Source organism: Sphingomonas sp. Leaf9 (genome assembly GCF_001421355.1).
Lineage (GTDB): Bacteria > Pseudomonadota > Alphaproteobacteria > Sphingomonadales > Sphingomonadaceae > Sphingomonas.
In genome coordinates, this window is the sequence record NZ_LMKC01000002.1 from 472,187 (window position 1) to 496,239 (window position 24,053).

A 24,053-nucleotide genomic window follows, 5' to 3' on the forward strand; every position below is an offset into this window, starting at 1 on the left:
TCGGCAAGAGGTTACTGGTTATTGGTCGCTTGGCTGCGCCTTGCGCGGCTTGCGGCCCAAGCCAATCGTCTTGGCCATCGCGCGCCGGCTTTCGCTGTAGGTCGGGGCTACCATCGGGTAGTCGGCTTTGAGGTTATAGCGCTCACGGTACTGCTCGGGGGTCAAGCCATGGCCGGATAGATGCCGACGCAGGGTCCGATATGGCTTGCCGTCGATCATCGACAGAATATATTCCGGCGATGCCAGAGACTTGCGAACCGATACCGCAGGCGCGTGCTTCTCAGCCTTTTCCTCGGGCTCTGCCTGAGCAGCGTTTGGTTCTTCGAGCTTCAACAACGTGTCATGCATCGTCTGCAGAAAGGCTGGCACGTCGGCAGACGTCGCTCGGGTGTTGGCATTCTCGAGCCAGGCGACTGTCAGTTCGGTCGCGAGTTCGATCGTCTTCGTCATTTCGGTCATCAATATTCTCTCGGCATTTGAATCCGGGTTTGCAACAAATACGCTGCGCTTGACTGCCGTTCAATCCCGAACTTAACGATAGTTTCTACAAACTAATCGCGCGCTTTTGCATTTCTGCGCGCGCGATCTCCTTGATTGGATTATCGGGTCGGGCTTCAAATATATCTGCAAGATCGAGTAGATCGTCATCGTCTAAGGTGATGATTGCAGTCTCCACGGCGTTGATCCGCCGCTCGGCACGCTCGCCATGTCCAGCAAGACGTTTCATCCGGGCTCTGAGCATATCGCAATCCTAGTGGATGAGATTGGGTATCGGCTGGGAATGTTGCAGAGGTGCATGCCGTCACGGCAGTCTTTCGATCCACAATGCATGACGGTTTAACTCCCGTGCTGCCGCATGGACCGGTCACTCTTTTCGCGCAATAGCCAGGATCAATTAAGCAAACGCGTTGGTCGGAATTGGCGATCAGAGGGGATGATAATGGCTGCCAGCTCAGGGAACGCGTCCCGCCGATAAAGAAAGGGAGGTTGTCGCACGGTTCAGATCGGGGAGGGGGCTATCATCGAGTGTTAATTTTGACAGCCCAGTGTTGCGGAGAGGTCTTTGAACGATCGCTTCGTCAACCGCGGAAAGAACCCCAGGCGTGACCGCAACTCTATCTCGTCTAACGGGGTGCGAGCGTCGCAGAAATTCAGTGATCGCGCAGCGCCAGTATCCATGATGAAGCTCGCTAACCGGCCATCCTGCGTCATGATTACCTTCCAATATCCTGAAGGAACGCGGTGGCGCTCGTCCGCCTTGGGTAAAGGGGGCATAACTCGTTCGAAGAGCGGTCCAGTCAGGACGTAGACGGCGATATTCTCCCGAAGAGCGAGATCGTTTTCGCTCGCTTCCAATCGCTGCCATGCGCCCTGGTTCAGCGCAGCGCCCTGAGGCGTAATGTTCGATAGGATGTTCGTATCGGCAGCGAACGGCGTTCCGGACTGCCCCGCTAGGGGCGCTTGATGGCCGCGATCTATTCCCAGCGCCGCGGGCGCGTCGTCATAGTCTTCGCGCTCGAGTGTCTCTTCCGGGGTAAGCCACGGGTCGGCAGCCCATTTGCGTTCGCCCGACGGCCCGATCGACGACGGCGTGACGCGGTACGCGACCCAGTCCGCCATCTTCGTCAGATCGTTCGACGCCAGCGTGTAGATTTCGCGTACGATGATGTCGTCGATATCTCCAGCACCAATCGGGCAACCGTGCAGGCAATGGAAGGTGTGTAGTTCACCGCCGTCTTTCGCGTACGCTGCTGGACCAAAAGGAGTAGGTACCGTCATGAATGCAACTAGGGAGAAAAGAAGCTTCCTCACACATGCCCTTTCGCAAAGCGTGTTTCTCGAAGGCTTGGGTCAGTATGATGTGCTATCGAAGCTCGCGGGTCTTCGCTCGAACCGCAGCAAATTCTGATCCCTTCCGCCACATCGGCCAAGCACTGCTACTGGCTAAGTCGAAGCCGATTTGGCGAACTAGATCGACATCTGCCGCGGCACCACGCAAGTCCCAGTCGGCCGACCATGCGTCGCAGGTCTGGTGATAGCAGCGCATATAACCGTCGAGCCACACCTGTCCGGCAGCGCGACCGCCTGCGACCAGATCGGGCGCGCCACTGATCGCCATCAGCAGCAGCGTCGGGACGCCCCGGCGTGCCAATGAAAAGTGATCGGCACGGTAGAATAGCCCCCGCTCGGGCAGGGCTTCCGGCGTAACAACCCGGTTCTGGGTCCGTGCAGCGGCAGTCAGCGCGTCCTCCAGCGTGTTCTGTCCCACACCGACCAGCAGCACATCGCGCGCCGGGCCGGCCGTCTGGAGAATGTCGAGCGTCAGGTTCGCAACTGTCTTTGCCACCGGATAGACCGGGTTGGCGGCGTACGTTTCCGACCCCAGCAGTCCGCGCTCCTCGCCGGTCCACAGCGCGAAGACTTGGGTGCGTGTAGCCGGCTTAGCTCGGGCAGCGGCGCGTGCGATCGCGAGGACTCCGGCCGTTCCCAGCGCATCGTCGTTTGCGCCGGGTCGGATGCGACGACCCTGTGCGTCCGGCGCGCCTTCGCCATAGGCATCCCAATGCGCGCCGTACATGACAACCTCGCCCGGTTGGCTGCGACCCGGTAGCTTCGCCAGGACGTTGCGGCTGGTCGCTCGGGTCACCTCAACAGGCAGATCGGCGGAAAACCCTTCGCCCTTCAGCGCGACCGGCCGGAAATTCGACTGACGGGCCGCCCTGCGCAATTGCGCAAGGTCCTGTCCTGCGGCAGCGAACAGCCGCGTCGCCGCACCGCCTTCGATCCAGCCCTGCAGCATCACGCGCGGCGCCGGCGGGCGGGCGACATCGTAGTTTTCGCCCGCAGGCGCCGTCACCGTCGCCCAACCATAGCCGGCGCCCGGCGTGTCGTGGACGATCAGCGCCGCCACCGCGCCGCGCCGTGCCGCCTCTTCGAACTTGTATGTCCAGCGCCCGTAATAGGTCATCCGGCGGTCACCAAACTTGCCCCGCGCGTCGTCAGTCCCAGTTGCCTCGAAATCGGGATCGTTGACTAGAAAGACTGCAACCTTGCCCTTGAGGTCGACCCCCTTGAAATCGTCCCAGTTACGCTCCGGCGCGTGGACGCCATAGCCGACGAAGACCAGCGGCGCGTTCCGGACGGCCGCTCGCGCGACCGGTCGCACGGTCGACAGATACACGTCCTTGCCCGCCGTCCAGTCGATGCCATTGGCGCGGACCATGCCTTTTCCGATCCGCGTGCGCACCAGCGGCACCGGCTGCGTCCAGCTGCCGTCCGGTCCGCCGGGCTGTAACCCCATCGCCTTGAACTGCGCGATCAGCCACTCAACCGTCTTCGTTTCGCCTTCCATACCCGGCGCGCGACCGCCGAACGCATCGCTGGCGAGCACCTTCACATCGGCCGACAGCGCAGCCGGGGATACTGGATCGGGTGCCGGTGCGGCAGCGATGAGGGGGAGGGCGGCGAGCGCAAGAACAGCTTTCATCACCGCTAGCCTATGGCAGTTGGCGTCGATTGGCGAGCGGTGCTCAGTTCGAGATGTGCGCTAGTCCGCACTGCCAAGCGGCTGCGAGAGCGAACCGGCCATAGACCATCTGACCAATGCTTGTTCAAACCCGCCTGTTTTGCGTTAGTAGCTGCAGACGCTTCCGACGAGCGAGGTACCTAATGCGTCATAAGGAACGCTGCCCGAAGATATTTTATCGCTGACGCCGTGTTTCCGATCGCTAGAAAATGCCGGCCAACGCTTGGCTTTGACGGAAAAACACAGGTTGATGGCTCGGGGCTTTGCCCAGCGATGGTGAAGGGCGGATCTTCTATTTCAGGAAACATGCTATTGCTTGCAGGCAACAAGGCCGCCGCGGCGGGCATGTCCTACACCATTTCCTGTGCCGATTACGGTAAAGCCGCGCGGTATTTCCGGACCGTGGTGGTCACCAGTAAATCGCGATACTAGCTAATCGCTTCAGCCCATAACCTGGTGGCAAAGGTCAGCGAGATACCGCTTGCAAATTATACAAATGCATAGCCAATCTCAGATCGGGAGCGCCATTTGACAGGCGCTCCCGCCAGGATGCCGGCGAACTCAATCGATAGCACTGTCGTTGGGGAGAGGCGTTACAATTGATGGATCTTCAACTCCCTCGTCAACGGCCGCCTGTAGTTTCGCAAGCTCCATATCGGCGACGCCGTTCCCTGTTGGTTGGATCGAAAGGTCGATTGGAGATTCGAAATCATGGTCTACTTTGGTGCGGTCGGTCATATGATGCTCCTGTCTGGACACACCAAACGCATCGTTCGCATAGTCGGACACAAGATGGCCGAAATTGGCTTGTTGCCACTTCATAGGCGATGAGCTCAGGCACCCAAGGTGGTTCTGCGTCAGGCCGGCTTACCAATCCCCTTCGCTAGCATGCGTGAACGCCCCTCAGACCGAACATGGAACATCGAATTGTTCACAGGGCGCACTGTCGGGCTCGGCCTAGCGAGGGATGGCGAATTTGGCGCTTAGCGCGCGTGTATTGAGCCTTGACCATTCCTACCATCATGCTGCTACAGAATCGATGTCGATCGGCACTGGTCCAACGCCAAGAATGGCAGTTTCGCTGGGGTTTAGTATCTGGGTTCAGGCTCCTGCCGCCCCAGCCAGTCTGCTATCTAAGTTATTGTTTTAGCCGCAGAAAATTGGTCGCAACCACCGGATTGGGCCGGTGGGTGTGACGGCTCCATGTGGAGATGCCGTGCCTGCGATCCAGAACGTCGAGCGCCGAGGCGCCGTCTATTACTGGCGCCGTACCGTCCGTTTTCAGGATGGTAAGCCTTTTACGCTACGCCTCAGCCTTCGAACGACCGCCCAGGCGGTAGCGCGCAGCATGGGGTGCGCGATGACCGCGAAGAGCGAGACGCTGAAGATGACCTTGGGCCAGGACGGCAGAACCGCAAGTCTGACAACCGTCCAGAAGGCCGGGATCTTCCGCAAAGCGATGGAGAGGATGCGCGATCATCTCGAGCAGGTCCATGTTGGCTACCAGCGTACAGAACCCGACGCGACTTTCATGATCGAGGGGCTCGTCGGCATATATGAGGCGATGCTGAGGGATTTCGTCGTGCATGGCGTCCCGGAGAATGTGGGCAGCCGCCAACATGTCGAGACGCGTTTTCCCGGGCTGACGGACGAGCAGAAGGAAACGCTGATCGACTTCTTTGCCGATCGACCGGACTGGCGTGAACGGTCGCACGACAGGGCCGTTCAGGATCTTCGAACGGTGGGCGTCGTCGAGACCGAGGATAATCTCGACATCGCCCGGAAGGTCAATCTGGAAGGGCGGCTGGCGGCCGCGCTGGAATATCGGCGTCGCCTCGTCGATCCGGCGACGATGTGGGCGGCCATGACCGATGATCGTGTTCCGGCCGCGCCGATGCCTTTATCCGCTGTTGCTGCCGCGGCGGCGACCGTTCCAGCTCCGCCTCCGCCGCGCGAGCCGGAGGTGGCCGAGCCGTGGGCATCGATGACGCCGAGCCAGGCCGCGGAGCGGTTCATCGCCGACAATCCCAAGATCGTCGGTGACGCGAGGCGCAGGGCCCGCTGGACGGAGAAGACGCGGACGCAATTCCTTTCGGCGGCCCGCCTGCTTGAGAAGAGCTATGGCGCGCGCCCGATACGCCTCGTCGGACGCGAGGACGTGGTCCGGCTCAACGAGCATTTCTCCCGCCTGCCCGTCAGCCACCACAAGTCGCGACGCCACGACGCGATGTCGCTCGAGGAAATCTGTCGCGAGGCGGAGGCGGAGATCAAGGCCGGCACGCGCGACGCGAAGACGATCGGGCTCCAGTCGACCAGCACGAACCGCCACTTCCTCTTCCTGAAGGAATTGATGGCCTGGGTCGGCAAGCAGGTCGACGGCGTCGCCACCATCGACTGGTCGGACTTCCTTTATGAAGATGATCGCGACGCGCGGGATCAGCGCGACGCGTATACCGAGGAGGAAGGGCGGCAACTGTTTCGTCTGCCGATCTGGACCGGGTCGCGATCGCTCCGGCGTCGGCTCGAGCAGGGGGCCGAAATTTGGCACGATGCGGGCTTTTGGGTGCTGCCCATCGCCTGGTACACCGGCTGCCGGCGAGAGGAAATCTGCCAGCTGACGCTCGACGACATTGGTGAGGAAAACGGGATCTGGTTCTTCACGATCACCGACGAGAATGGTGGGCGTGTCAAGAACAGGGCAGCGGTGCGACTAGTGCCATTCGCCGACGAACTGATCCGGCTCGGGCTGCCGGGCTATGTCAAGGCGCTGCGCGCGGCGGGTGAAACGATGCTGTTTCCCGAGCTTCGGACCACGTCGGGCAAGCGGAGCTATGGCGACGTCTATTACAAGAACTGGTGGATGAAGATTGCCCGGAAGCTGGACTTCATCGAGCCGGGCCAGGCCATTCACTCCTTCCGTCACACGGTCACAACGGAGCTGAAGCACCGTGAAGTTTTTCTAGAAACGCGTGCCGATCTGGTCGGCCATACCATGAGCGGAGAAACCGCCGGTCGTTACTCGAAGGCGGCGCGGCTGACCCGGTTGAAGGAAGCGGTAGACCAAATCCCCAAGGTCACCAATCGCCTTCGGCCCCTGCCTACGCGTCTTCTACCTGCCTCCAGCCGCCAGCCTCGTCCGGCCCGTTTGAAGGCCAGTGGATAATTTTGCGCGGTTGGCCGGTAGCGGGGTAGTATGCGTGGAAATAGCCGTCTTTGGGACAAAGCCGTCCTTGCAAACCGGTTCGTTAAGTGACGGATTCCGACAAAAGCCGACATTGGCAGCTTAGGGCTTTCAGTATCCACTTGCGGCGAACATAAGCTTGCCTGCTATAGGCGGAATGCGCCCACAATTGGACACCCGAATGTGCCTCCGCACTTTTGAGGTTTCGCCACTCGTTAGTTCTGCACGACAGGACCTCTAAGCAACCATGGTTTACTATTCCATCTTATAACATCCAAATTTCAAGGCAATGCGCTTCGCACAGAAGGCATGTAAAAATCAAAATATGTCATTGTCATATCTCAGGAACAAACAACCTGCATAACGGCTAATCTAAGGCTGCATGGTTCATCACAAGTACATTATCGACAGCTTCAGCGCAGCGAACAGGATCACGCAAAGCAAGGTCTGGATTCTGATATTATCCGATATCTTTACCAAGTACTAACCTGCCAGCCCATCTAACGCTCGAAGTGCGTCGCCGAGCTTTCGCGCTGAGGAAGACAGTGCATCTTCCTCGTTTGCATTCAGTACCGGTACGATAACGCGTTCAATACCGCCCGAACCAATAATACACGGAAGACTCGAGCATAGTTCGTTATGACCAAAATGCTGATCGATCCATGTACTGACAGGCAGTACGCATCGCTCGTTGCGAACAATGGCTTCGCAAATGCGCACGATGGCGGTTGCGACACCGAATGATGTAAAGCCTTTGCCTCGAACGATCCCGTATGCCGCGTCGCGGACCTGCGCTCCGATCGCGGGTAGATCCAACGCTTTCGCAGCCTCATCAAAGTCGTGAATCGATTGCCCGCCGATCCGAACGCTTGAAAAAACGGTAACCTCGCTATCGCCGTGCTCGCCGAGAACATACCCTTCGATGGCGCTGGCCGATACATCAAGAGCCGCTGACAAAACCTGCTTGAGGCGACTGGTGTCAAGAAGCGTTCCGGTCCCGATCACCCGATGCCGGGGAAGTCCAGCATGGCGGATCGCCAGCGTGGTCATGATGTCGACCGGGTTTGAAGCGATGACAAGAACCCCGGAGAACCCGGCACGCGCCAGACGCTGTACGCACTCGATTACGATCCCCGCACTGGCAGAGGCCAGTGACAGGCGGCTTTCGCTGCCATGTGATGCCGCCCCGGCGGTTATGACCGCAATCCCGGCCGTGGCAGCGTCCGCGTAGGACCCAGCCCAAATCCGCGCCGGTCTCGCTAGTGCATTCGCATCCGTAATATCGGCAGCTTCGGCTTCGGCCAAGGCTTCATTGCTGTCGATCAGAACGATTTCGCGGAACAGAGCACGAAGCATCATCGCGTAAGCCGCGGTCGCACCGACATGGCCGGCGCCGATAAATGCGATCCTGTTCGAAGATGGCGTTGCCGCGTGTGTCGTCACAGCATCACCGATTGCAGGATCGGGAATTGTTTGCAACCTGCCCCAAGTAAACCTGCTGCAGCGTAAAAAATGGAACTTCTCATCATCATTTCCTCAAAATTGAATCCACAATTCCCGCTAGGCTTACATGGCCTATTTGGGATGGATCTAAACATTAACAGTACACCGACCCTTGCCATTATAAAATGTGCCGGTCTTTGAACCGATCAGATCCCAGCAGGAGATGAATATCCCCGCAAGAACGGGGCCGATCAGGAGTCCGTTGAATCCAAAGGCGACCAACCCGCCAAGGGTCGTCACCAGCACAAGGAAATCGGGGATATTGGTTTCGCGCCCGATCAGGATCGGCCGCAGAACATTGTCCACCGAGCCGATAATAACCAACCCGGACACGGCCATGATCAAGCCATGCCATATGCCGTCCGTTGCGAAGAGATAGATGGAAACCGGTACCCACACGATCCCGGTTCCCACTGCGGGCAGCAACGAGCAAAGCGCAATCACCACCGCCCAAAGCAGCGCATTGGGAACCCCTAACAAGGCCATGATGCCGCCTCCGACGAACCCCTGCGCCGCACCGACGAGCACCCCGCCTTTTACCGTAGCCCGAACCACGCTGACGAACCTGTCCGCGAGCATCCGGCGGTCGTCGACGGCAAGGGGCACGGTGCTGGCGATTGCGGTCGCCATCGAACGTCCGTCGCGCACCAGGAAAAAGGTCAGATAGAGCATCGTAGCCAAGGACAGAAGGAAGCTGGCAACGCCTTGTCCAATGGTCATCGCATGCAACGCGAGCATCTGCAGCCTCGCCGTGAGGCCGATCGACAGTTGTTCCCGCAGCGACGCCAGATCGGTTACGCCGGTGCGGCGCATGGCCGCAATGATCCAATCGGGCAGCCCAGCTTGAACTCGCTCGAAAATTGCCGGGATATCAAGTTTTCCCGACTGCACTTCCGCATACATCGATCCCGCCTGATCGAGCAGGAACATGAACAGTGCTACGCCTGGAAGAACGCCCATTGCGATGATGACGAGAAGCGTAAGGATCGCAGCAACGGTTCGTTCCCTTGGGAAAATCTTCAGCAGGCGATCATTCAGCGGCGAGAACATGATCGCAGCGACGACACTCCAGAGGATGGCGCCAGCGAATGCCCAGATCGACCATATAAACATCGCTGTCACCGTGACAGCGACAAGACCAAGTGAAAAATTTGGCAGGGCAATGCGGAGCTGCCGTCCACGCTCCAACCGGCTAAAAACCGATGGAGCGTTCATCTTCATGCGACTGCAAGAAGATCTTGGACTGTCGAAACCGCCTTTGCGTTCCATGCCGTGCGGCAGGCGAAAGCGCGATCCGCCATCGACGATACCGTTCCGGACAGCGTCATGACGCCGCCAACGGCAGGCGCGCCAATGTGCGCGGCATCTACGCTAGGTTCGCATTCGAGTTCGGTAAGAACGGCCTTCTGAAGCGCGCGGTCATGGGGCATCGTGACTTCCTGAAAAAGGAGGTGAACGGCGGGTTGAACTCCACCTTACCCTATTAAATTAGCGCGTGGCGTGCGTTTGCAAAGAATCGGAAACTACGCAGGGCCATGGGGACTACACGACGCAGCGCGCGGACGGTGTTTGTGAACACCTGGCGCCTACCGCTCCTACGTGTTTCCCGAGTCTGCGTTAGCAGGGTTCGGCCGTCTAGAATCTGGGGCGAGGGTGTGTCGCGGCACAGCCATCGCCCGCAATTGCTATCTGAGGATCCTGTGTGATCGACATGGCCACCCCCCGCCCTGCGGGGCCATCTGCATCGCCCTCATCAGACGCCGACTGGAGTGCTGACCTGACGGCGCGGGACGGATATCGCTTCCATGTCCGCCCGGCGGCACCGGCCGACGAACCTGCCCTCGCGGAGTTCTTCACCCATGTCAGCAGTGAGGATCTGCGGTTTCGCTTTCTCAGTACGGTTCGAAAGGTCGGACACGACCAATTGACGGCATTGGTGACGATCGATCACCACCGCGTCGAAAACTTTCTGGCGATCGAGAGCGGTACCGGTCTGGTCATCGCGACGGCGATGATCGCCGCAGACGAAACGCGAACCAATGCCGAGGTGGCGGTGGCGATCCGGTCGGATTTCAAGCATCGCGGCATCAGCTGGACGCTCGTCGAGCACGTGGTGCAGTTCGCACGATCCGAAGGCATCGCGACCCTGGAATCCATCGAAAGCCGGGACAATCACCAGGCGATCGAACTGGAACGCGACATGGGCTGGTCGGCGTCGCCCTGTCCCGGCGATCCTACGCTGATCGTGCTGCGCATGGTGCTTTGACGCAGGGGGCGCCTGACGATGCAGCCCTATCGTACGCTGGGGAACGACATCATGGCCCTCGCGATACGCGCGTTGGCGAGCAGCACTGCGCCATTTCCATGCCGGCAGCCATCGTGACAGGTCCGATCATCAAGGTAGCCGTCGATTGTCCAATGCCGCGTTCGTTCATCGCCTCGACATCGTCCTGCGCCCCGATCCATCCCGCGTCGTCATCCGGCCCTATGTGCCGGGCGCCGACGAAGAACATGCGCGGGCGCGGCGGATCGCGGCGCGGGTCGTGGCGCTTGATGATACGACCGTCGCGGCCGAACTACAAACGCTGAGCAGCGACTTTGCCGGGCATCAGCCGCAGGTCGAGGCGATGTTCGCGCGGCGCTATGCCGAGGTGCAGGGCATCATCGGCCTCGATCAACCGGTTGGCGACGCGCGCACACTGCTGATCGGTGCCTATTTCTGCCAGGAATATGGTTATCAGGCAGCGGCCCTCTTCAACCCCAGCATCGTGCCGCACCCTGACCAGTGGGGCATCGCGGCGGGTTCGATACGCTTCGTCCTGTCGCTACGCGCGGTTGGCGAAGGACATGTCTCCTCGATCGCGTTCCGGACCGGCGTGTGCGATGCTGATGGCAATATCGTCCTCGAACCGCAGGGCGCGCGGGCGATCGTCCCGCAGGTCGAGGATGCGGCCTTAGCCAGCGTGCGGGGCGCAAGGGTCCGGATGCAGTGCGAGGACGGATACGCCCTGTCGGAAATCGTCATCTTTCCGTCGACCCCGGCGCAACGCAACGGGATCGAGGACCTGCGTCTCGTGCGCTTTGTCGACGATGACGGAACGCTGTCGTGGATCGGCACTTATACCGCGTATAGTGCGCAGGGCATTCGTCAGGAGCTGTTGCGAACGGCCGACTTCCGCTCCTTCACGCTCGACACCCTTCACGGCGCGGCCGGTGCCGGCAAGGGGATGGCGTTGTTCCCGCGACGCATCGGCGGCCGCTATGCCATGCTCAGTCGCGCCGACAATGAAACCATTTCCCTCGTCTGGTCGCAAGACCTGTACGACTGGTCAACCGGCACGACTATCATTGAACCGCGATGGCCATGGGAGTTCGTCCAGATCGGCAATTGTGGTTCACCGATCGAGCTTGCGGAGGGCTGGCTGGTGCTGACCCACGGAGTGGGGGCGATGCGCAATTATGCGATCGGCGCGTGCCTGCTCGATCGTGAAGATCCGTCGCGGTTGCTGCGTCGTACAACCCGTCCGCTGATCCGGGCCGGTCCGACCGAGCGCAAGGGTTGTGTCCCCAACGTCACTTATAGCTGCGGCGCGCTCCTCCATGGCCGGACGCTGATCCTGCCTTACGCCGTAGCCGACAGTTTCACGACCTTTGCAACCATGCCGGTCGACCGGCTGCTCGCGGCGATGCAATAGTCACGCTGAGGAACGAACCGGGTGTTCCCGACGGACGCCAGCGACGGCGCGCTTGGTCGCTTCCGTGACGACCACCGTCGAAACCGTCGCGCCGAGACAGAACCACAGCGTGCGCCCCGATACCGGTCCCGTCCCGAGGATGCTGCCCAAGGGCGGCCAGAACATCGCGGCCAGTTGCAACGTGATCGCGACGGCGATGCCCAGCAGCAGCCATGGATTGGACAATATCGGTTCGCGCAGGATGGACCGCCGCTCGCTGCGCATGCACAGCACATAGACGTTCTGGAACAGGACCGTCATGAGCAGGACGGCGTTCTGGATTTCGGCCAACGGATGGCCGTCGCGGTGCAGGGCCTGAACCAGGAACAGTGCGAACCCGGTCATCACCAGCGCGGGCGGGATCATCAGCATGATCGCGCTGCGATCGAGGATGGGTTCGTCCGGCCTGCGCGGTGGTTGTGACAATTCATCGCCTTCGCCACGACCGAAACCCAGCATCACGTCCTGCGCGCCGTTGGTGACGAGGTTGAGCCACAGCAACTGCACGGCGGTCAGCGGCATCGGCAAACCGAACGCAACCGCGCCGAGGAACATGCCGATCTCCGCCATACCGGTGGCCAGCAGGATGATGACGATCCGCCGCACATTGGCATAGGTGACCCGGCCTTCCTCGATCCCCGCCACGATCGATGCGAAATTGTCGTCCGCCAGCACTAGGTCCGCCGCGCCGCGTGCGACATCGGTCCCGGCCAGACCCATCGCCACGCCGATATGCGCAGCCTGCAATGCGGGTGCGTCGTTGACGCCGTCGCCCGTAACCGCGACCAGTTCGCCGCTGGCGCTGAGGATCCGGACGATCTCCAGCTTCTGGACCGGCTCGATCCTTGCGAACACGCGGCCGGCGAGCACCATTCTCGACAATGCCAAATTCTCGCCCGCCAGTTCTCTCATCTGCGTACCGGTGACGACCTGATCCTTGCGGACCGCAAGGCCCAGCCCGCGCGCGATCGTAAGTGCAGTGGCAGGATGATCGCCTGTCACCATGCGGACGCCGACACCTGCCGCAGCGCAAAGTGCGATCGCGGCGGGCACTTCGGTCCGGACCGGATCGATCAGCCCGATCCAGCCTAACAGGACGAGAGCGCCCGGCGCGGTCGCGTCGACCGCCGTCGATCCATCGGAAGCGGCGACGGCGATAATCCGGTAGCCTGCTTCCGCCATGGCAAGCGCGCGCGTGGTCAGGGCGGCATCGATCGGCCGACACATTGTCTGGATGGTTTCGAGTGCCCCCTTCGCGAACAGCCGCCGACCCTGCGGCGTATCGACGACGACGGTCGCGAATTTGCGGACCGGCTCATAGGGCAACGCAGCGACCCTGACGATCGCGCGCAGCGCCTGCAGATCGATGCCGCCGCCATCTGCGAAGCCGAGCAGCGCGACGTCGACGGTATCGCCAACGGCCACGCCGTCGGGACCGGTCGAGGCTTCGTTGCACAGCGCGGCAGCATAACGGATCGCGGCCAGCGCGTTGGCATGCGCTGGCCAATCCGCCCGCCGGATATCCTGGCCGTCCGTCAGCAGGACGCGCTCGGCTGACAGGATGTTGCGGGTCAGCGTGCCGGTCTTGTCGCTGGCGATGATCGTGCAGGCGCCCAATCCCTCCACCGCCGGCAGCGAACGGACGATGACGTTGCGCGCCGCCATCCGGCGCGTACCCGCCGCCAGCGCGACGGTGACCGCGATCGACAGCCCTTCCGGAATCGCCGAAACCGCCAGCGCCACCGCCAGCAGCAGGATCTGGTCGCCCGGCCGCCCCTGCATCAGCAGAACGATGGCAAACGGCACGATCAACGCGATGGCGGCGATGCTGATCTGCCGCGCAAGCCGATCAAGGCGCACGACAAGTGGTGGAGGCGTCGCCTTCGCATCGCGCAGCGACGCATCGATCGCGCCGAGCGCAGTGTCGCCGGCGGTCGCGACGACGATGCCGCTGCCCCTGCCTTCCGCGACCATCGTACCTGCCAGCAGCATCGTCGTCCGATCGCCGGGCGACGTCCGTTCGAGCAGGGTGGCGCCATCGTCCTTGGGCACAGGGATAGATTCCCCGGTGAAGGCCGATTGATCGACGCGCAGCATGGTAGTTTGCGACAAGCGGATGTCGGCAGGGACCGCCATTCCGCTTTCCAGCTCGACCCTGTCACCGACGACGATGTCGCGGGTATCGATGACCGATACAGCGCCACCGCGCCTTACTGGCGCGCTATGCCCGATCATGGTCTGCAGCGCAGCCAGACTGCCGGCTGCCTTGCCTTCCTGAATGGTGCCGATGAGCGCGTTGATGACCAGCACCACACCGATGAAGCCCGCGTCGGTTCTGTGGCCAAGACCCAGCGATACGCCTGCCGCCGCGATCAGCAGATAGATGGAGCGGGCTGTTGAATTGCCGGACGAACCGCAGAATGGTTGAAGGGGTGGGTGGCGGGGCCAGTGCGTTCGGACCATCGCGCCGTAACCGTTCCGCCGCCTCATCCGATGCCAGCCCGCCAGTGGACGTCGCCAGGCGGCGTTCGACCTCGCCAATCGGCATCGCATGCCACGCGGGCGGCACCACAGCATCGCCCTCGATACGCGGCTTCGCCGAGATCACGGGCGATCGGCCTCGATAATGGTGACCGCCGTGCCGGTCCCGGCGCTCGCCAGCGTCTCACGGGTCACCAGCAACGTCGCGCCGGGGGTCAGGACCGTTGCCAGTGCCTCACGAAAACCGGCGGGCAGGTGCGCCTTGTCCCGATCTTCGGCGGTCAACTCGCCGGTGCGGGTTTCGCCGGGCAACGGCAGGCGCAGCCAATGCTCGCCTGTGGCATCGCTCGACTGAAGCGTGAAGGCGGCGGTACGTTCGATCGGCGCGTCGAGCAGGATCGCACTCGAACCGATTTCGATGCCGTTCCGCAGGACGACGACCCGCTTGTCACGACCGCTGACGACGATGGACACCGGACCAGTCAGTGACTTAGCTGGGATCCAGATAAAGGCGGCAGCGGCACCCGCCGCAGCACCTTGCTTCAAGATTGCAGGCGGCTGAACCGTCACCGGAACCAGTGGGTCGTTTGTGATGACGACGGTGATGCCCATTGGGGTAATTCCGAACAACAGTTTTGCAAAAGCGATCGGCATTCGGATGCAACCATGCGACGCAGGATAGCCCGGCAGTTTGCCGGCGTGCATCGCGATCCCGCTCCAGGTAAGCCGCTGCATGAACGGTATCGCAGCGTCCTTGTACAGGTTGGACACGTGATCCGCGTCCTTCTGGAGAACCGTGAACACCCCCGTCGGCGTCGCGAACCCCTTAGCGCCCGTGGAAACCGTCGACACGCCGATCGCCACGCCGTCGCGATAGACATAGGCCTTCTGGGTCTTGAGGCTGACGATGATCGTGACCGGCCCCTCGGGCGCGATGCCGGGTGCCCAAAGGTACTCGCCCGGTTTCAGCGCCTCGATCCGGCCATCGGCGACGATGACCGGCGGGGTCTGCGCAGACGCTGTGGCTGGTGCCAGCATGGCGAGCAACAGTCCGAACGCCTGCCTGCCGATCGCACCGGACCGGTCGCGGCTTCGGACGTCGGTCGCGCGAGTGATGGTCATCATAAGTCGTATCCGATGCTGACGGCCGACCCTGCGCGATCCCGACGGGTCGGGTGCAAGCGGCGAACGGACCCTATCGACCGGAACGAGCCGGTATCAGCATCGGCAACTACGCAGCTGTGATCCGGGCTGGCGACGACCACCTCCGCCGGGAAATGCGATCACACCGTTCCGCCGATCAGATGGCCGATCAAGGCGGTAACCGCCATTGCGAACGCCCCCCAGAAGGTGACGCGGCAGGTGCCGCGCCACACCGCGGCGTCCCCCGCCTTGGCCCCCAGCGCCCCCAGAACCGCCAGGAACAGCAGCGACGAACTTGCCACCCCCGCGATCAACCGATCGGCCGGCATCGCAAAGACTGCCAGCAACGGCATCGCGGCACCTACCGTGAAACTCGCGGCCGATGCCAGCGCTGCCTGTACCGGCCGGGCGCGGGCGCCCACCGTCAGGTCCAGCTCGTCGCGGGCATGCGCACCCAATGCATCGTGCGCCATCAATTGCGTAGCGACCGCGACCGCCGTCGCGTGGTCGACGCCTCTTTCGACATAGATCCCGGCGAGCTCGGCCAGTTCACCGACCGGATCGACGGCAAGCTCGCGCCGCTCCCGCCCGATCTCCGCATTTTCGGTATCGGCCTGGGCACTGACAGAGACATATTCGCCCGCGGCCATCGACATCGCCCCCGCCACCAGTCCGGCAGTTCCGGCGATCACGATGTTCGATGTCCGCGCATTCGCGGCTGCGACGCCGAGCACGAGACTCGCGGTGGAAACGATCCCGTCATTGGCACCAAGAACCGCCGCACGCAGCCATCCGATGCGGTTGACGACATGCCCCTCGCGATGCGCGTCAGCGGGCATCGAATATCTCTGTCGAAGTAGGCGTGGTCATCGACATGGGTTGCCACCCCGATCTGAATACCAGCCAATACGGCTGCTAAACGCCGGACATAGCGGTTGACGAGAGTGACCCCAGCATCGGGAACTACGCGGACCGTGCGGGATGGTCCCCGTACTGTGATTGTCTTCGCGCCCGTCCGGCAATGTGTGAAACCACAATAGGATCGATCCGCAATAGGGAGCAGGCCACCGTCAGACATCGAGGACGACGATCATGATCGACGCATTCCACGCCCTTCTGCAGCCAATCGCCAGTATGAACCGACGGGTTTCGATCGGAGGTGGCGTGCTCTCGATGCTCGTTGCTGGCGAGATCACCATGACGCTGCTCCGGCCGCTGGCCTGACATTGCGCCCGATCGCGTCGCGATGCGTTGAGCCGGCATGGGTTGCCGACGGTTCGGGCTATGACCCGATCGGAGCCGTCCCGTGATCGATTTTCGTACCCGCAAACAGACCGCGCCGCCGTCGTGAACGACGCTCTGCCCTGCGGCAGCGTACTGGATGCCGACGCCGTCGCCCGCAGGAATGCGGTCGTGGCCGAGGAACTGGGCCTGCTGATCGACGGGGCGATGGGCTATGCGATCTACATGCTGGACGCGCACGGACGGGTGACGATCTGGAACCGCGGTGCCGAGCGAATGAAGGGGTGGACCGAGGCGGAAATCATCGGTGTCGATTCCGCGATCTTCTACACCCCCGACGATGTCGCCGTCGGAAAACCGGCCGATGACCTGATCCGGGCGGCGGCGTTCGGCCGCATTGAGGAAGATAGCTGGCGGCTTCGGAAGGATGGGTCGGAGTTTCTTGCGAGCGTGACAATCACCGCGCTTCGCAACGAGTCCGGCGAGCTGCGCGGCTTCGGCAAGGTCATTCGCGACGTCACCGACCAGAAGGCGTCGGAAGCGGCGGTCGTCCGGCGCGAACATCATCTGCGCTCGATCCTCGCGACCGTTCCCGATGCCATGATCGTGATGGACGAACGCGGCATCGTATCCTCGTTCAGCACCACTGCCGAACGGCTGTTCGGCTATGCCAAGGCAGACGTGATCGGACGCAATGTCAGCATGCTGATGCCGCCCGCTGACAGACGCGAGCATGACGGTCATCTACGAACCTATCTCCGGACCGGCATTCCCCACAATATCGGCAATGTCCGCATCGCGACGGCGCAACGTGCCAACGGCGACACCTTTCCGATCGAACTGGCCGTTGGCGAGGCCGTGATCGCGGGCGAGCGGATTTTCACCGGCTTCGTGCGCGACCTGACCCACCGCCACGAAACCGCACGGCGGATGCAGGAACTGCAGTCTGAACTGATCCATGTCTCCCGCGTCAGCGCGATGGGGACGATGGCCTCGACGCTGGCGCATGAAATCAATCAGCCGCTGACCGCCATCGCCGCTTATCTCGAAACGATGCGCTTTATGATCGGCGATACCGGCGACGTTCTGCTCGGCGAGATCGCCGAAGCCCTCGACCAGGCGGCGGCGCAATCGCTTCGTGCTGGCACGATCGTGCGCCGGCTGCGCGCATTCGTCGATGGCGGCGACACCGGGTTCAAGGCGGAACGGCTCGACATGCTGGTGGAAGAAGCCACCAGCCTTGCCCTGCTTGGCGCGCATGAGGCGGGGGTCAATGTGACCATGCCGATCGCGGCGGGGCTCGACACGGTGCTGGTCGACCGCGTCCAGATCCAGCAGGTGCTGGTCAACCTCATCCGCAACGGGATTCAGTCGATGGTGTCGTCGCCCATCAAGGAACTGATCATCGCGACAGCGGCCGATCGCGATGGCTGGGTGCGCGTAACCGTGACCGATACGGGCACCGGCCTGTCCCCCGACATTCGCGACCGGTTGTTCGAAGCCTTCGCGACGACCAAGGAGGATGGCATGGGTCTCGGCCTGTCGATCTGCCGGACGATTGTCGAAGCGCATGGCGGCCGGATATGGGCGGAAGCGGGCGCCCGGTCGGGAACCGCCTTCCATTTCTGCGTTCCGCTGGCAGGCCGCGAGGATGTCTGATCCCGCCCGCACCGTCCACATCGTCGACGACGACGAAGCGATCCGGCAGTCGGTCGGCTTCCTGCTCCGCAAGGCTGGTTATAGCGTCAAGAGCTATGTGTCCGGCCTGAAATTCCTTGCTTCCGTTACTCGCGAAACTAGCGGCTGCGCGCTGCTCGACGTCCGCATGCCGGAGATCGACGGAATGGAGGTACAGGCAAGGCTTTCCCGGCAGGGTATCGCGCTTCCAGTAATCATGCTGACCGGCCATGGCGACGTGACGCTTGCAGTACGCGCGGTAAAGGCCGGCGCGATAGAGTTTCTGGAAAAGCCGTTCGAACGGACAGCGCTGCTGGCCGCGATCGACGAAGCACTGGGACTCGCCGGACGGACCGACCGCAGCCGGATCGCCGCCGCCGAAGCAACCGTTCGACTGGCAGCGCTGACGCCGCGCGAGCGCGATGTTCTGGATGGCATGGTACTGGGACGACCAAACAAGCTGATCGCGTTCGAGCTTGGCATCGCCACGCGGACGGTCGAGGTTCATCGCGCCAACCTGATGGACAAGCTGTCCGCGCGTAGTCTGTCCGATGTCCTGCGGATCGCGTTCGCGGCGGGCCTCGGCGACGACGGAGCCGAGCGATAACCGGCCGGGCCCTCGTCTTCTACGTACAGACATGACCTTACCGGCATGCGATCCATGCAGAAACCCAAGGATATTCGCATGCAGAATGAAACCAGCGCCGCGTCGCCGGGAGCGACCGGCGTTTCGCTCGTCGATGGGGACACCGCGGTTCGTCACGCCCGACAGCTGATGCTCCGCTCCGAAGACTATGCCGTTCGGTCTTACGCCACCTGTGCCGCCCTGCTCGCCGATCCGCGCGCGCGGGACTATCCCTGCATCATTCTCGACATGGAAATGGAGGCTATCGACGGTCTTGCCCTCCTCCGCGAAATGCGGACCAGTGGCTGGCGCGGCAGGGCGTTGCTGCTCGACGGCCTTGCCCCCGGCAGCCCGGTGCTGACCGAGGCCGAACGTCACGGCGACACCGTGCTCCAGCGCGGCATCGGCGATCGCGCGCTGCTGATCGCAATCGCCGCATCGATCAATGGCGACGCCCCTGCGCGCAGGCCCGCCGGTTCTTCTTCGAATGCTGACGATGCTTGACCGCCTCTTCACGGTCGCCGCTACGCGGATCGCCGGGTTTGCCGGCCAACCCGGTGCCTTCGCGACAGCGGTCGGAATCATCCTCCTCTGGTCGGTTACCGGGCCACTCTTCGGCTATTCGGACACATGGCAGCTGGTCGTGAATACAGCGACGACGATCGTCACGTTCCTGATGGTCTTCCTGATCCAGAACTCACAGAACCGGGATGCAGCGGCCATGCAGGCCAAACTGGATGAATTGATCAGGGCCGTCGACGCGGCCCGATCGCAGTTCATCGGGATCGAACACCTGACCGATCGTGAGATAGAGAAAGTGCGATCCGATCTGGAGCAGGAATGCGGCGATATCGCGGGCCGGGTTTCACCGGCCGTCAGTCTCGCCAATCTCACACGCCGCCTTTGACGACCGTCTAAAGCCCGTTCAGCCGAGAACGCGGGCAAGGAGCGTCGCCCGATCGGCCATATGATCCATCAGATCGGCAGCGTGCATCATCAGCGGGTCTTGCACGGCATCCATCGGCGGACGAACGAACGCAGCCATATCGTGGATCAGGGCGCGCTGGTCGTCAGAGCCGCCGGCCATCATTGCGATCATTGCCTGTTCCAGCGCGATCACCCGACTTCGCAAATGGACCAGCTCATCATGGGACAAGTGATGGCTGGCGTCGACGACGGGCGGTACGACCGTCACGCCGTAAGACAACGCCCCGCCCTCGTTATCCCAACGCGCGAGCGCTTCGGCGCGAAACGCGGCAGCCGTCGGCTGTACGCCAGACTTACACATCGAACACGATCCGGACCGGCGTTCTGGTCAGCGACGTCAGTCGATTGATATACGCATCGGCAATACCGGCATGCGAAGCGCGCGCGCCGCTGTCGATCGACGCCGCCGCCAGCGCCCGAGAGCGTGCGATCCGCGTGATGCAATAGGCGGCTTCGTCCGGGTCCGTGTACATCGCGATCTCCTGATTCGGTGCGCCAGACGATCGGAATGATCGTCCTCGAACGGCTGCCTATCTCGATAGGCCTTGGCGCGTCGGGGCAACACGGTCGGGATATACCTAGAGGTGACGAGCCACCGCATCGGAACACTTAAGATTGCGCAGTACCGACATCGTATGCCGTTTGGACGTGCCTAGGGCGTAGGTTTTCTCACGGCTGATGCGACCTGCCCGCATGTTCGCTGCGCCTGTCTTGCAACCCTCGCAAGATGCTGCTCTACGGATTTTTGGTCCATTTCGCTAGTGACTTGCCCGAACCGCTTGTGTTCCCGCGCATGCATGCCGAACGCATGCACAATGTAGTCGTCAAAAATCGTTGTCAGCGCAATATCCTGCCCTGCTTCACTTAACCAGTACTGCGACATTGCCGAGGTGGTGAAGCTCAGTAATCTTTTCCCACCCAGCAGGGTGCCTCTGTCCTGACGGCGTACGTCTTCCGGCGTTACGCCGGCACCGAATACGCGCTCGACATACCCCTTCATCATGGCAGGAGCCGAACCAAACCAGATCGGATAAATCAGGACGAAGACGTCGCATCCCCACAGGATATTTTTTTCCGCGATCACATCTTTTGCCAGCACCAGTGTTGCAAGGGTTGGTCGCTCATTCGAATACAGTACTGGATCGAAATGCATGGCATACAGATCGCGCAGCACAGTTTCCTGTCCGGCCGCGTGAACCTCTTCGCAATAGCAGTCGGCGATCGCACGGTTAAAGCTGTGTGGATCGGGAGTACACAGGATGACAGCATGCCGCCCGGTTTGCGTTGCGGCCTTGTCCTGTATGCGCATCGTATTGCCCGATCATTTGCGAAGCAGCGGAGGACGGCGGGAGCCGGTAGGATACTCGCCGGACTACTGCTCCTATCCCGCTAAGCAAAACCCGGAATATACGCTATAGGCATTAGGACGCATCCTCGGAAACTACGTAATTCCTAGCATATAATGGTGAAAAATCCGTGCAAATTAGGCTACAGGACCGGCGTTCTTGCCTGCTCTGTGTAGTTTCCGAGTCTGTCACCCAGAGGATAGACTAGGCAAGTATGCCGAACGAACTCGTTTGTGGAGCTACATCATGTCGCATGACGATAAACTGCAAAAGGCTGTACTTGCCGAACTGAAGTGGGAGCCGAGCATTACCGCCGCACATATCGGTGTAACTGCGGACAACGGCACGGTCACCCTGACCGGACATGTCGAGAGCTACGGACAGAAGCATGCGGCCGAAATGGCAACAGGGCGCGTCAAGGGCGTGAAGGCTGTGGCAGAGGAAATCGAGGTCCGGCTCCCATTTTTGATAACCCGCGATGATGCCGACATTGCAAAGGCCGCGGTGGATCGGCTTGCCTGGGACACTCGAACCCCGCGCGACGTCGTGAAGGTAAAAGTAGAAAAGGGTTGGCTGACGCTCACCGGCGAAGTCGACTGGCACTATCAAAAAGAGGCGGCCGAACGCGAGCTCCGCAACCTCATGGGCGTGGCAGGGATCTCCAACCAGATCACGATCAAGTCCCACGTCGATACCGGCCGACTTAGTGACAAAATTCAGCATGCGCTTCACCGCTCGTGGTTTTTCGACGAGGAAAACGTGCATGTCCGGGCGCAGGGTGGCCGCGTGACGCTTACCGGAACCGTCGGATCTTTGGCCGAGCGGAAAACCGCTGCATCGACGGCGTGGGCGGCTCCTGGTGCCACATCCGTCGAGAATGATCTGATCGTCGCCTGATCAGCACAGACTATCCCGCCCGGCCCGTTGCTAAGGCGGGATAGTTGCGGATGAGAAGGCCCGGAAACGGTCGTGCCGGATGTAGCGTGTTCAAATCAAATGTTGAGCTTTGAGCGAGCAGGCAGCGCCAAGACCAAGTGCACGAAACCGCTGCGCGCAGTGGCATTCGCAGTCACTTAGCGCATTTGCGCTGGGGTTTCGCGCTGCGGCAACGGAGGCAGACGGTGGGGTCCTTTAACATGGAGAGCGTTGTCACGGTGATATGCCGCGCCGACACCCAGCGCTTCACCGCGCCAGCTGATGCTCGCCGGCTCGGCGATGCGCCGAATGTCGGCGCGGCCCTAAAACGTACACGTCTTCTCGAGGACCGCCGCCACCGCGCGCTCGCAGGGTACCATTGGCGTCACGATCCACGGATCGCAGCGACCTGTCCAACGACATTGCGCGCGATTATCTGCGGCCTTCGCGGGGACGTTAAACATGGGCATCTTGAACGCTGCCTGCTCAAGATTTGAAGGTGAGCATTCGTGCCACGCGCCACACGCACCCGAACAAAGCCCACGCCTGTAGGTCCTGGCGCTCGGCTACCTTTACGATCGTGCCGTACTGTCGAAACATTCAAACGGGGCGGAGGCGCCCTTGGGCTCAATAAATGAGGTCTGGCGTCGCACCGGTAGGTCACTCGTCGCGATCTAGCGGCTTGGCGAAGCCGACGCCATCCACGCGATCGTCCGCGACCAGCGATCGGGTTCATGGCGCGCGGGTGGGCTAAACTCCCGAAATTTCATGCTAAATTGCAGTTGCGATTTACCAACGCCAACCGATCAGTTCAGGCTGAACGAACGTCCGCTTCCGGCCTTCCTGATAGCGGCAATTTCGCCGTCCACAAAAGTTCCGACATGCCAGTTCGCCGCCGAACATTTGGAGGCGGCGCAGACGGTCGTCCATTCGGCGTGTTCCGGTCTCGTGGTTTGATCAGGGCGAACGGCGGCTACTGTCGGAACCAGACATTTGCCGGAGTGAACGCGGACGGCCAATTTTGGTCGTAAGCGGACTATCAAACGGTTGACACCTAGATGATATCGTCCACTTGACCGCCAGACGTCATAACAGCCTCGTCCGCGTTGCTGGTAGGCGCATCTTACGGGCCAACGAGGCTGATGATTGTATTATGCTGCGGTACGCAGTCGCTCCGGCAACGGTAGTTCGACGCTGCTCGTGTTCTGCTCATCGAGGATGTCTGCGAAGCACCGATAGGCCCGGATACAGCCGTCGCGCATCGCCTTTTCGCCACGCGCCGGGGCGCGTGGATGGTGGCGAAGGTTCAGGTCGGCGTCGAGCCGGTATGCGCCCCAACCCTCGCCATCAGGGATGAGCCAGCAACGGCCGCCGCTTTGCGGCAGCCAGAGCCAGCAGTGTTCCGCGACAAAGGCACGGTCGTCCTCGTCGACGAAAACCAGCGCGACATTGGGAACGCCATCACAATCCTCTGGAAAGGACATGTAAATGATGTTCCGGCGCGAATTGCGAACCCAATTGGTCCAATGGAGCAAATTGACGGGGTGGATCGATGGGCCGACGATGACCGCAAGATTCTCACCGAGGTCGGTTTGCCGGCCGGATGAGCCGATCAACAGATGGCCGGTAGCGATAATGAGGTTGGCTGCCTGCTGCTGAGGCGTGCGTTCGATCATATTCATTGCCTTTGATT

Annotated in this window: 26 protein-coding genes; 10 read left to right on the forward strand and 16 right to left on the reverse strand. The window is 61.6% G+C overall.

Translation table 11 applies throughout. The features are described from left to right. Positions 1 to 18 precede the first annotated feature (18 nt). The 4 genes from ASE58_RS06230 to ASE58_RS06245 form a co-directional block, all read right to left on the reverse strand. Positions 19 to 459 (reverse strand): MucR family transcriptional regulator, encoded by a 441-nt coding sequence (locus tag ASE58_RS06230; RefSeq protein ID WP_055818861.1) that lies wholly within the window; start codon positions 457 to 459, stop codon positions 19 to 21. Positions 460 to 544: 85 nt separating this feature from the next. Continuing rightward, positions 545 to 727 (reverse strand): hypothetical protein, encoded by a 183-nt coding sequence (locus ASE58_RS06235; RefSeq protein WP_235513511.1) that lies wholly within the window; start codon positions 725 to 727, stop codon positions 545 to 547. 302 nt (positions 728 to 1,029) lie between these two features. Next, positions 1,030 to 1,812 (reverse strand): DNA/RNA non-specific endonuclease, encoded by a 783-nt coding sequence (locus ASE58_RS06240; RefSeq protein WP_082467703.1) that lies wholly within the window; start codon positions 1,810 to 1,812, stop codon positions 1,030 to 1,032. Between the two features lie 52 nt (positions 1,813 to 1,864). Then, positions 1,865 to 3,487 (reverse strand): M28 family peptidase, encoded by a 1,623-nt coding sequence (locus ASE58_RS06245; protein WP_055818871.1) that lies wholly within the window; start codon positions 3,485 to 3,487, stop codon positions 1,865 to 1,867. A 228-nt stretch (positions 3,488 to 3,715) separates the two neighbouring features. Here ASE58_RS06245 and ASE58_RS17865 point away from each other — a divergent pair, with 228 nt between their 5' ends. Next, positions 3,716 to 3,958, forward strand: coding sequence for a hypothetical protein (locus tag ASE58_RS17865; RefSeq protein ID WP_156347637.1), 243 nt, complete (start codon positions 3,716 to 3,718; stop codon positions 3,956 to 3,958). A gap of 129 nt (positions 3,959 to 4,087) precedes the next feature. On the opposite strand, the gene ASE58_RS17870 is transcribed toward ASE58_RS17865, so the two are convergent. Then, positions 4,088 to 4,264, reverse strand: coding sequence for a hypothetical protein (locus ASE58_RS17870; protein ID WP_156347638.1), 177 nt, complete (start codon positions 4,262 to 4,264; stop codon positions 4,088 to 4,090). A 478-nt stretch (positions 4,265 to 4,742) separates the two neighbouring features. On the opposite strand from ASE58_RS17870, the gene ASE58_RS06250 reads away from it, so the two are divergent. Then, complete coding sequence (locus ASE58_RS06250) at positions 4,743 to 6,689, forward strand: site-specific integrase (protein WP_156347639.1); 1,947 nt, start codon at positions 4,743 to 4,745, stop codon at positions 6,687 to 6,689. A 501-nt stretch (positions 6,690 to 7,190) separates the two neighbouring features. On the opposite strand, the gene ASE58_RS17485 is transcribed toward ASE58_RS06250, so the two are convergent. From ASE58_RS17485 to ASE58_RS17490, 3 genes are all read right to left on the reverse strand, one after another. Continuing rightward, positions 7,191 to 8,150 (reverse strand): L-lactate dehydrogenase, encoded by a 960-nt coding sequence (locus ASE58_RS17485; protein ID WP_082457249.1) that lies wholly within the window; start codon positions 8,148 to 8,150, stop codon positions 7,191 to 7,193. A gap of 147 nt (positions 8,151 to 8,297) precedes the next feature. Further along, a complete protein-coding gene (locus ASE58_RS06255; RefSeq protein WP_055818877.1) occupies positions 8,298 to 9,431 on the reverse strand; it encodes an AI-2E family transporter in 1,134 nt (377 codons plus the stop codon). Then, positions 9,428 to 9,640, reverse strand: a complete 213-nt coding sequence (locus ASE58_RS17490) for a BON domain-containing protein (protein WP_082457251.1) — start codon at positions 9,638 to 9,640, stop codon at positions 9,428 to 9,430. The genes ASE58_RS06255 and ASE58_RS17490 overlap by 4 nt, the downstream gene beginning before the upstream one ends. 281 nt (positions 9,641 to 9,921) lie before the next feature. On the opposite strand from ASE58_RS17490, the gene ASE58_RS06260 reads away from it, so the two are divergent. Together ASE58_RS06260 and ASE58_RS06265 are read left to right on the forward strand one after the other, a co-directional pair. After that, positions 9,922 to 10,476 (forward strand): GNAT family N-acetyltransferase, encoded by a 555-nt coding sequence (locus ASE58_RS06260; RefSeq protein ID WP_082457258.1) that lies wholly within the window; start codon positions 9,922 to 9,924, stop codon positions 10,474 to 10,476. A 145-nt stretch (positions 10,477 to 10,621) separates the two neighbouring features. Next, a complete protein-coding gene (locus tag ASE58_RS06265; RefSeq protein WP_082467711.1) occupies positions 10,622 to 11,905 on the forward strand; it encodes a glycoside hydrolase family 130 protein in 1,284 nt (427 codons plus the stop codon). On the opposite strand, the gene ASE58_RS06270 is transcribed toward ASE58_RS06265, so the two are convergent. The 4 genes from ASE58_RS06270 to ASE58_RS06280 form a co-directional block, all read right to left on the reverse strand. Then, complete coding sequence (locus ASE58_RS06270; RefSeq protein ID WP_055818879.1) at positions 11,906 to 14,257, reverse strand: cation-translocating P-type ATPase; 2,352 nt, start codon at positions 14,255 to 14,257, stop codon at positions 11,906 to 11,908. Next, complete coding sequence (locus tag ASE58_RS18560) at positions 14,166 to 14,492, reverse strand: cation-transporting P-type ATPase (protein WP_443024646.1); 327 nt, start codon at positions 14,490 to 14,492, stop codon at positions 14,166 to 14,168. Before ASE58_RS18560 ends, ASE58_RS06270 begins: the two co-directional genes overlap by 92 nt. 56 nt (positions 14,493 to 14,548) lie before the next feature. Continuing rightward, positions 14,549 to 15,463, reverse strand: coding sequence for a L,D-transpeptidase (locus ASE58_RS06275; protein ID WP_055819581.1), 915 nt, complete (start codon positions 15,461 to 15,463; stop codon positions 14,549 to 14,551). A 245-nt stretch (positions 15,464 to 15,708) separates the two neighbouring features. Next, entirely contained in the window at positions 15,709 to 16,407 is a 699-nt protein-coding gene (locus tag ASE58_RS06280; RefSeq protein WP_055818882.1) for a VIT1/CCC1 transporter family protein, read from the reverse strand. Positions 16,408 to 16,660: 253 nt separating this feature from the next. Between ASE58_RS06280 and ASE58_RS18430 the strand changes: the two genes are divergently transcribed. The 5 genes from ASE58_RS18430 (at position 16,661) to ASE58_RS06300 (ending at position 20,019) form a co-directional block, all read left to right on the forward strand. Continuing rightward, complete coding sequence (locus ASE58_RS18430) at positions 16,661 to 16,792, forward strand: hypothetical protein (protein ID WP_268795059.1); 132 nt, start codon at positions 16,661 to 16,663, stop codon at positions 16,790 to 16,792. A 123-nt stretch (positions 16,793 to 16,915) separates the two neighbouring features. Then, positions 16,916 to 18,469: a PAS domain-containing sensor histidine kinase gene (locus ASE58_RS06285; RefSeq protein WP_235513513.1), complete on the forward strand. Its 1,554-nt coding sequence runs from the start codon at positions 16,916 to 16,918 to the stop codon at positions 18,467 to 18,469. After that, on the forward strand, positions 18,462 to 19,094 hold the full coding sequence (locus tag ASE58_RS06290; RefSeq protein WP_055764215.1) for a response regulator transcription factor: 633 nt from the start codon (positions 18,462 to 18,464) through the stop codon (positions 19,092 to 19,094). Before ASE58_RS06285 ends, ASE58_RS06290 begins: the two co-directional genes overlap by 8 nt. Positions 19,095 to 19,172: 78 nt before the next feature. Next, the gene (locus ASE58_RS06295) at positions 19,173 to 19,616 is read left to right on the forward strand and encodes a response regulator (RefSeq protein WP_055764218.1); all 444 of its coding nucleotides are present in this window, start codon (positions 19,173 to 19,175) and stop codon (positions 19,614 to 19,616) included. Further along, entirely contained in the window at positions 19,609 to 20,019 is a 411-nt protein-coding gene (locus ASE58_RS06300) for a low affinity iron permease family protein (RefSeq protein WP_055764358.1), read from the forward strand. Before ASE58_RS06295 ends, ASE58_RS06300 begins: the two co-directional genes overlap by 8 nt. 18 nt (positions 20,020 to 20,037) lie before the next feature. Here the strand turns inward: ASE58_RS06300 and ASE58_RS06305 are convergent, their stop codons facing one another. The 3 genes from ASE58_RS06305 to ASE58_RS06315 all read right to left on the reverse strand — a co-directional run bounded on the left by ASE58_RS06305 (position 20,038) and on the right by ASE58_RS06315 (position 21,408). Further along, a complete protein-coding gene (locus ASE58_RS06305; protein WP_055764221.1) occupies positions 20,038 to 20,400 on the reverse strand; it encodes a hypothetical protein in 363 nt (120 codons plus the stop codon). Then, on the reverse strand, positions 20,393 to 20,572 hold the full coding sequence (locus tag ASE58_RS06310) for a hypothetical protein (protein WP_055764224.1): 180 nt from the start codon (positions 20,570 to 20,572) through the stop codon (positions 20,393 to 20,395). The genes ASE58_RS06305 and ASE58_RS06310 overlap by 8 nt, the downstream gene beginning before the upstream one ends. 179 nt (positions 20,573 to 20,751) lie before the next feature. Then, positions 20,752 to 21,408, reverse strand: coding sequence for an NAD(P)H-dependent oxidoreductase (locus ASE58_RS06315; protein ID WP_055764227.1), 657 nt, complete (start codon positions 21,406 to 21,408; stop codon positions 20,752 to 20,754). Positions 21,409 to 21,691: 283 nt separating this feature from the next. On the opposite strand from ASE58_RS06315, the gene ASE58_RS06320 reads away from it, so the two are divergent. Beyond that, positions 21,692 to 22,342, forward strand: a complete 651-nt coding sequence (locus tag ASE58_RS06320) for a BON domain-containing protein (protein WP_055764229.1) — start codon at positions 21,692 to 21,694, stop codon at positions 22,340 to 22,342. A gap of 1,169 nt (positions 22,343 to 23,511) precedes the next feature. On the opposite strand, the gene ASE58_RS06325 is transcribed toward ASE58_RS06320, so the two are convergent. After that, positions 23,512 to 24,036 carry a hypothetical protein gene (locus tag ASE58_RS06325; RefSeq protein WP_156347640.1) on the reverse strand — a complete coding sequence of 175 codons (525 nt, stop codon included), beginning with the start codon at positions 24,034 to 24,036 and terminating at the stop codon, positions 23,512 to 23,514. Between the last annotated feature and the right edge of the window lie 17 nt (positions 24,037 to 24,053).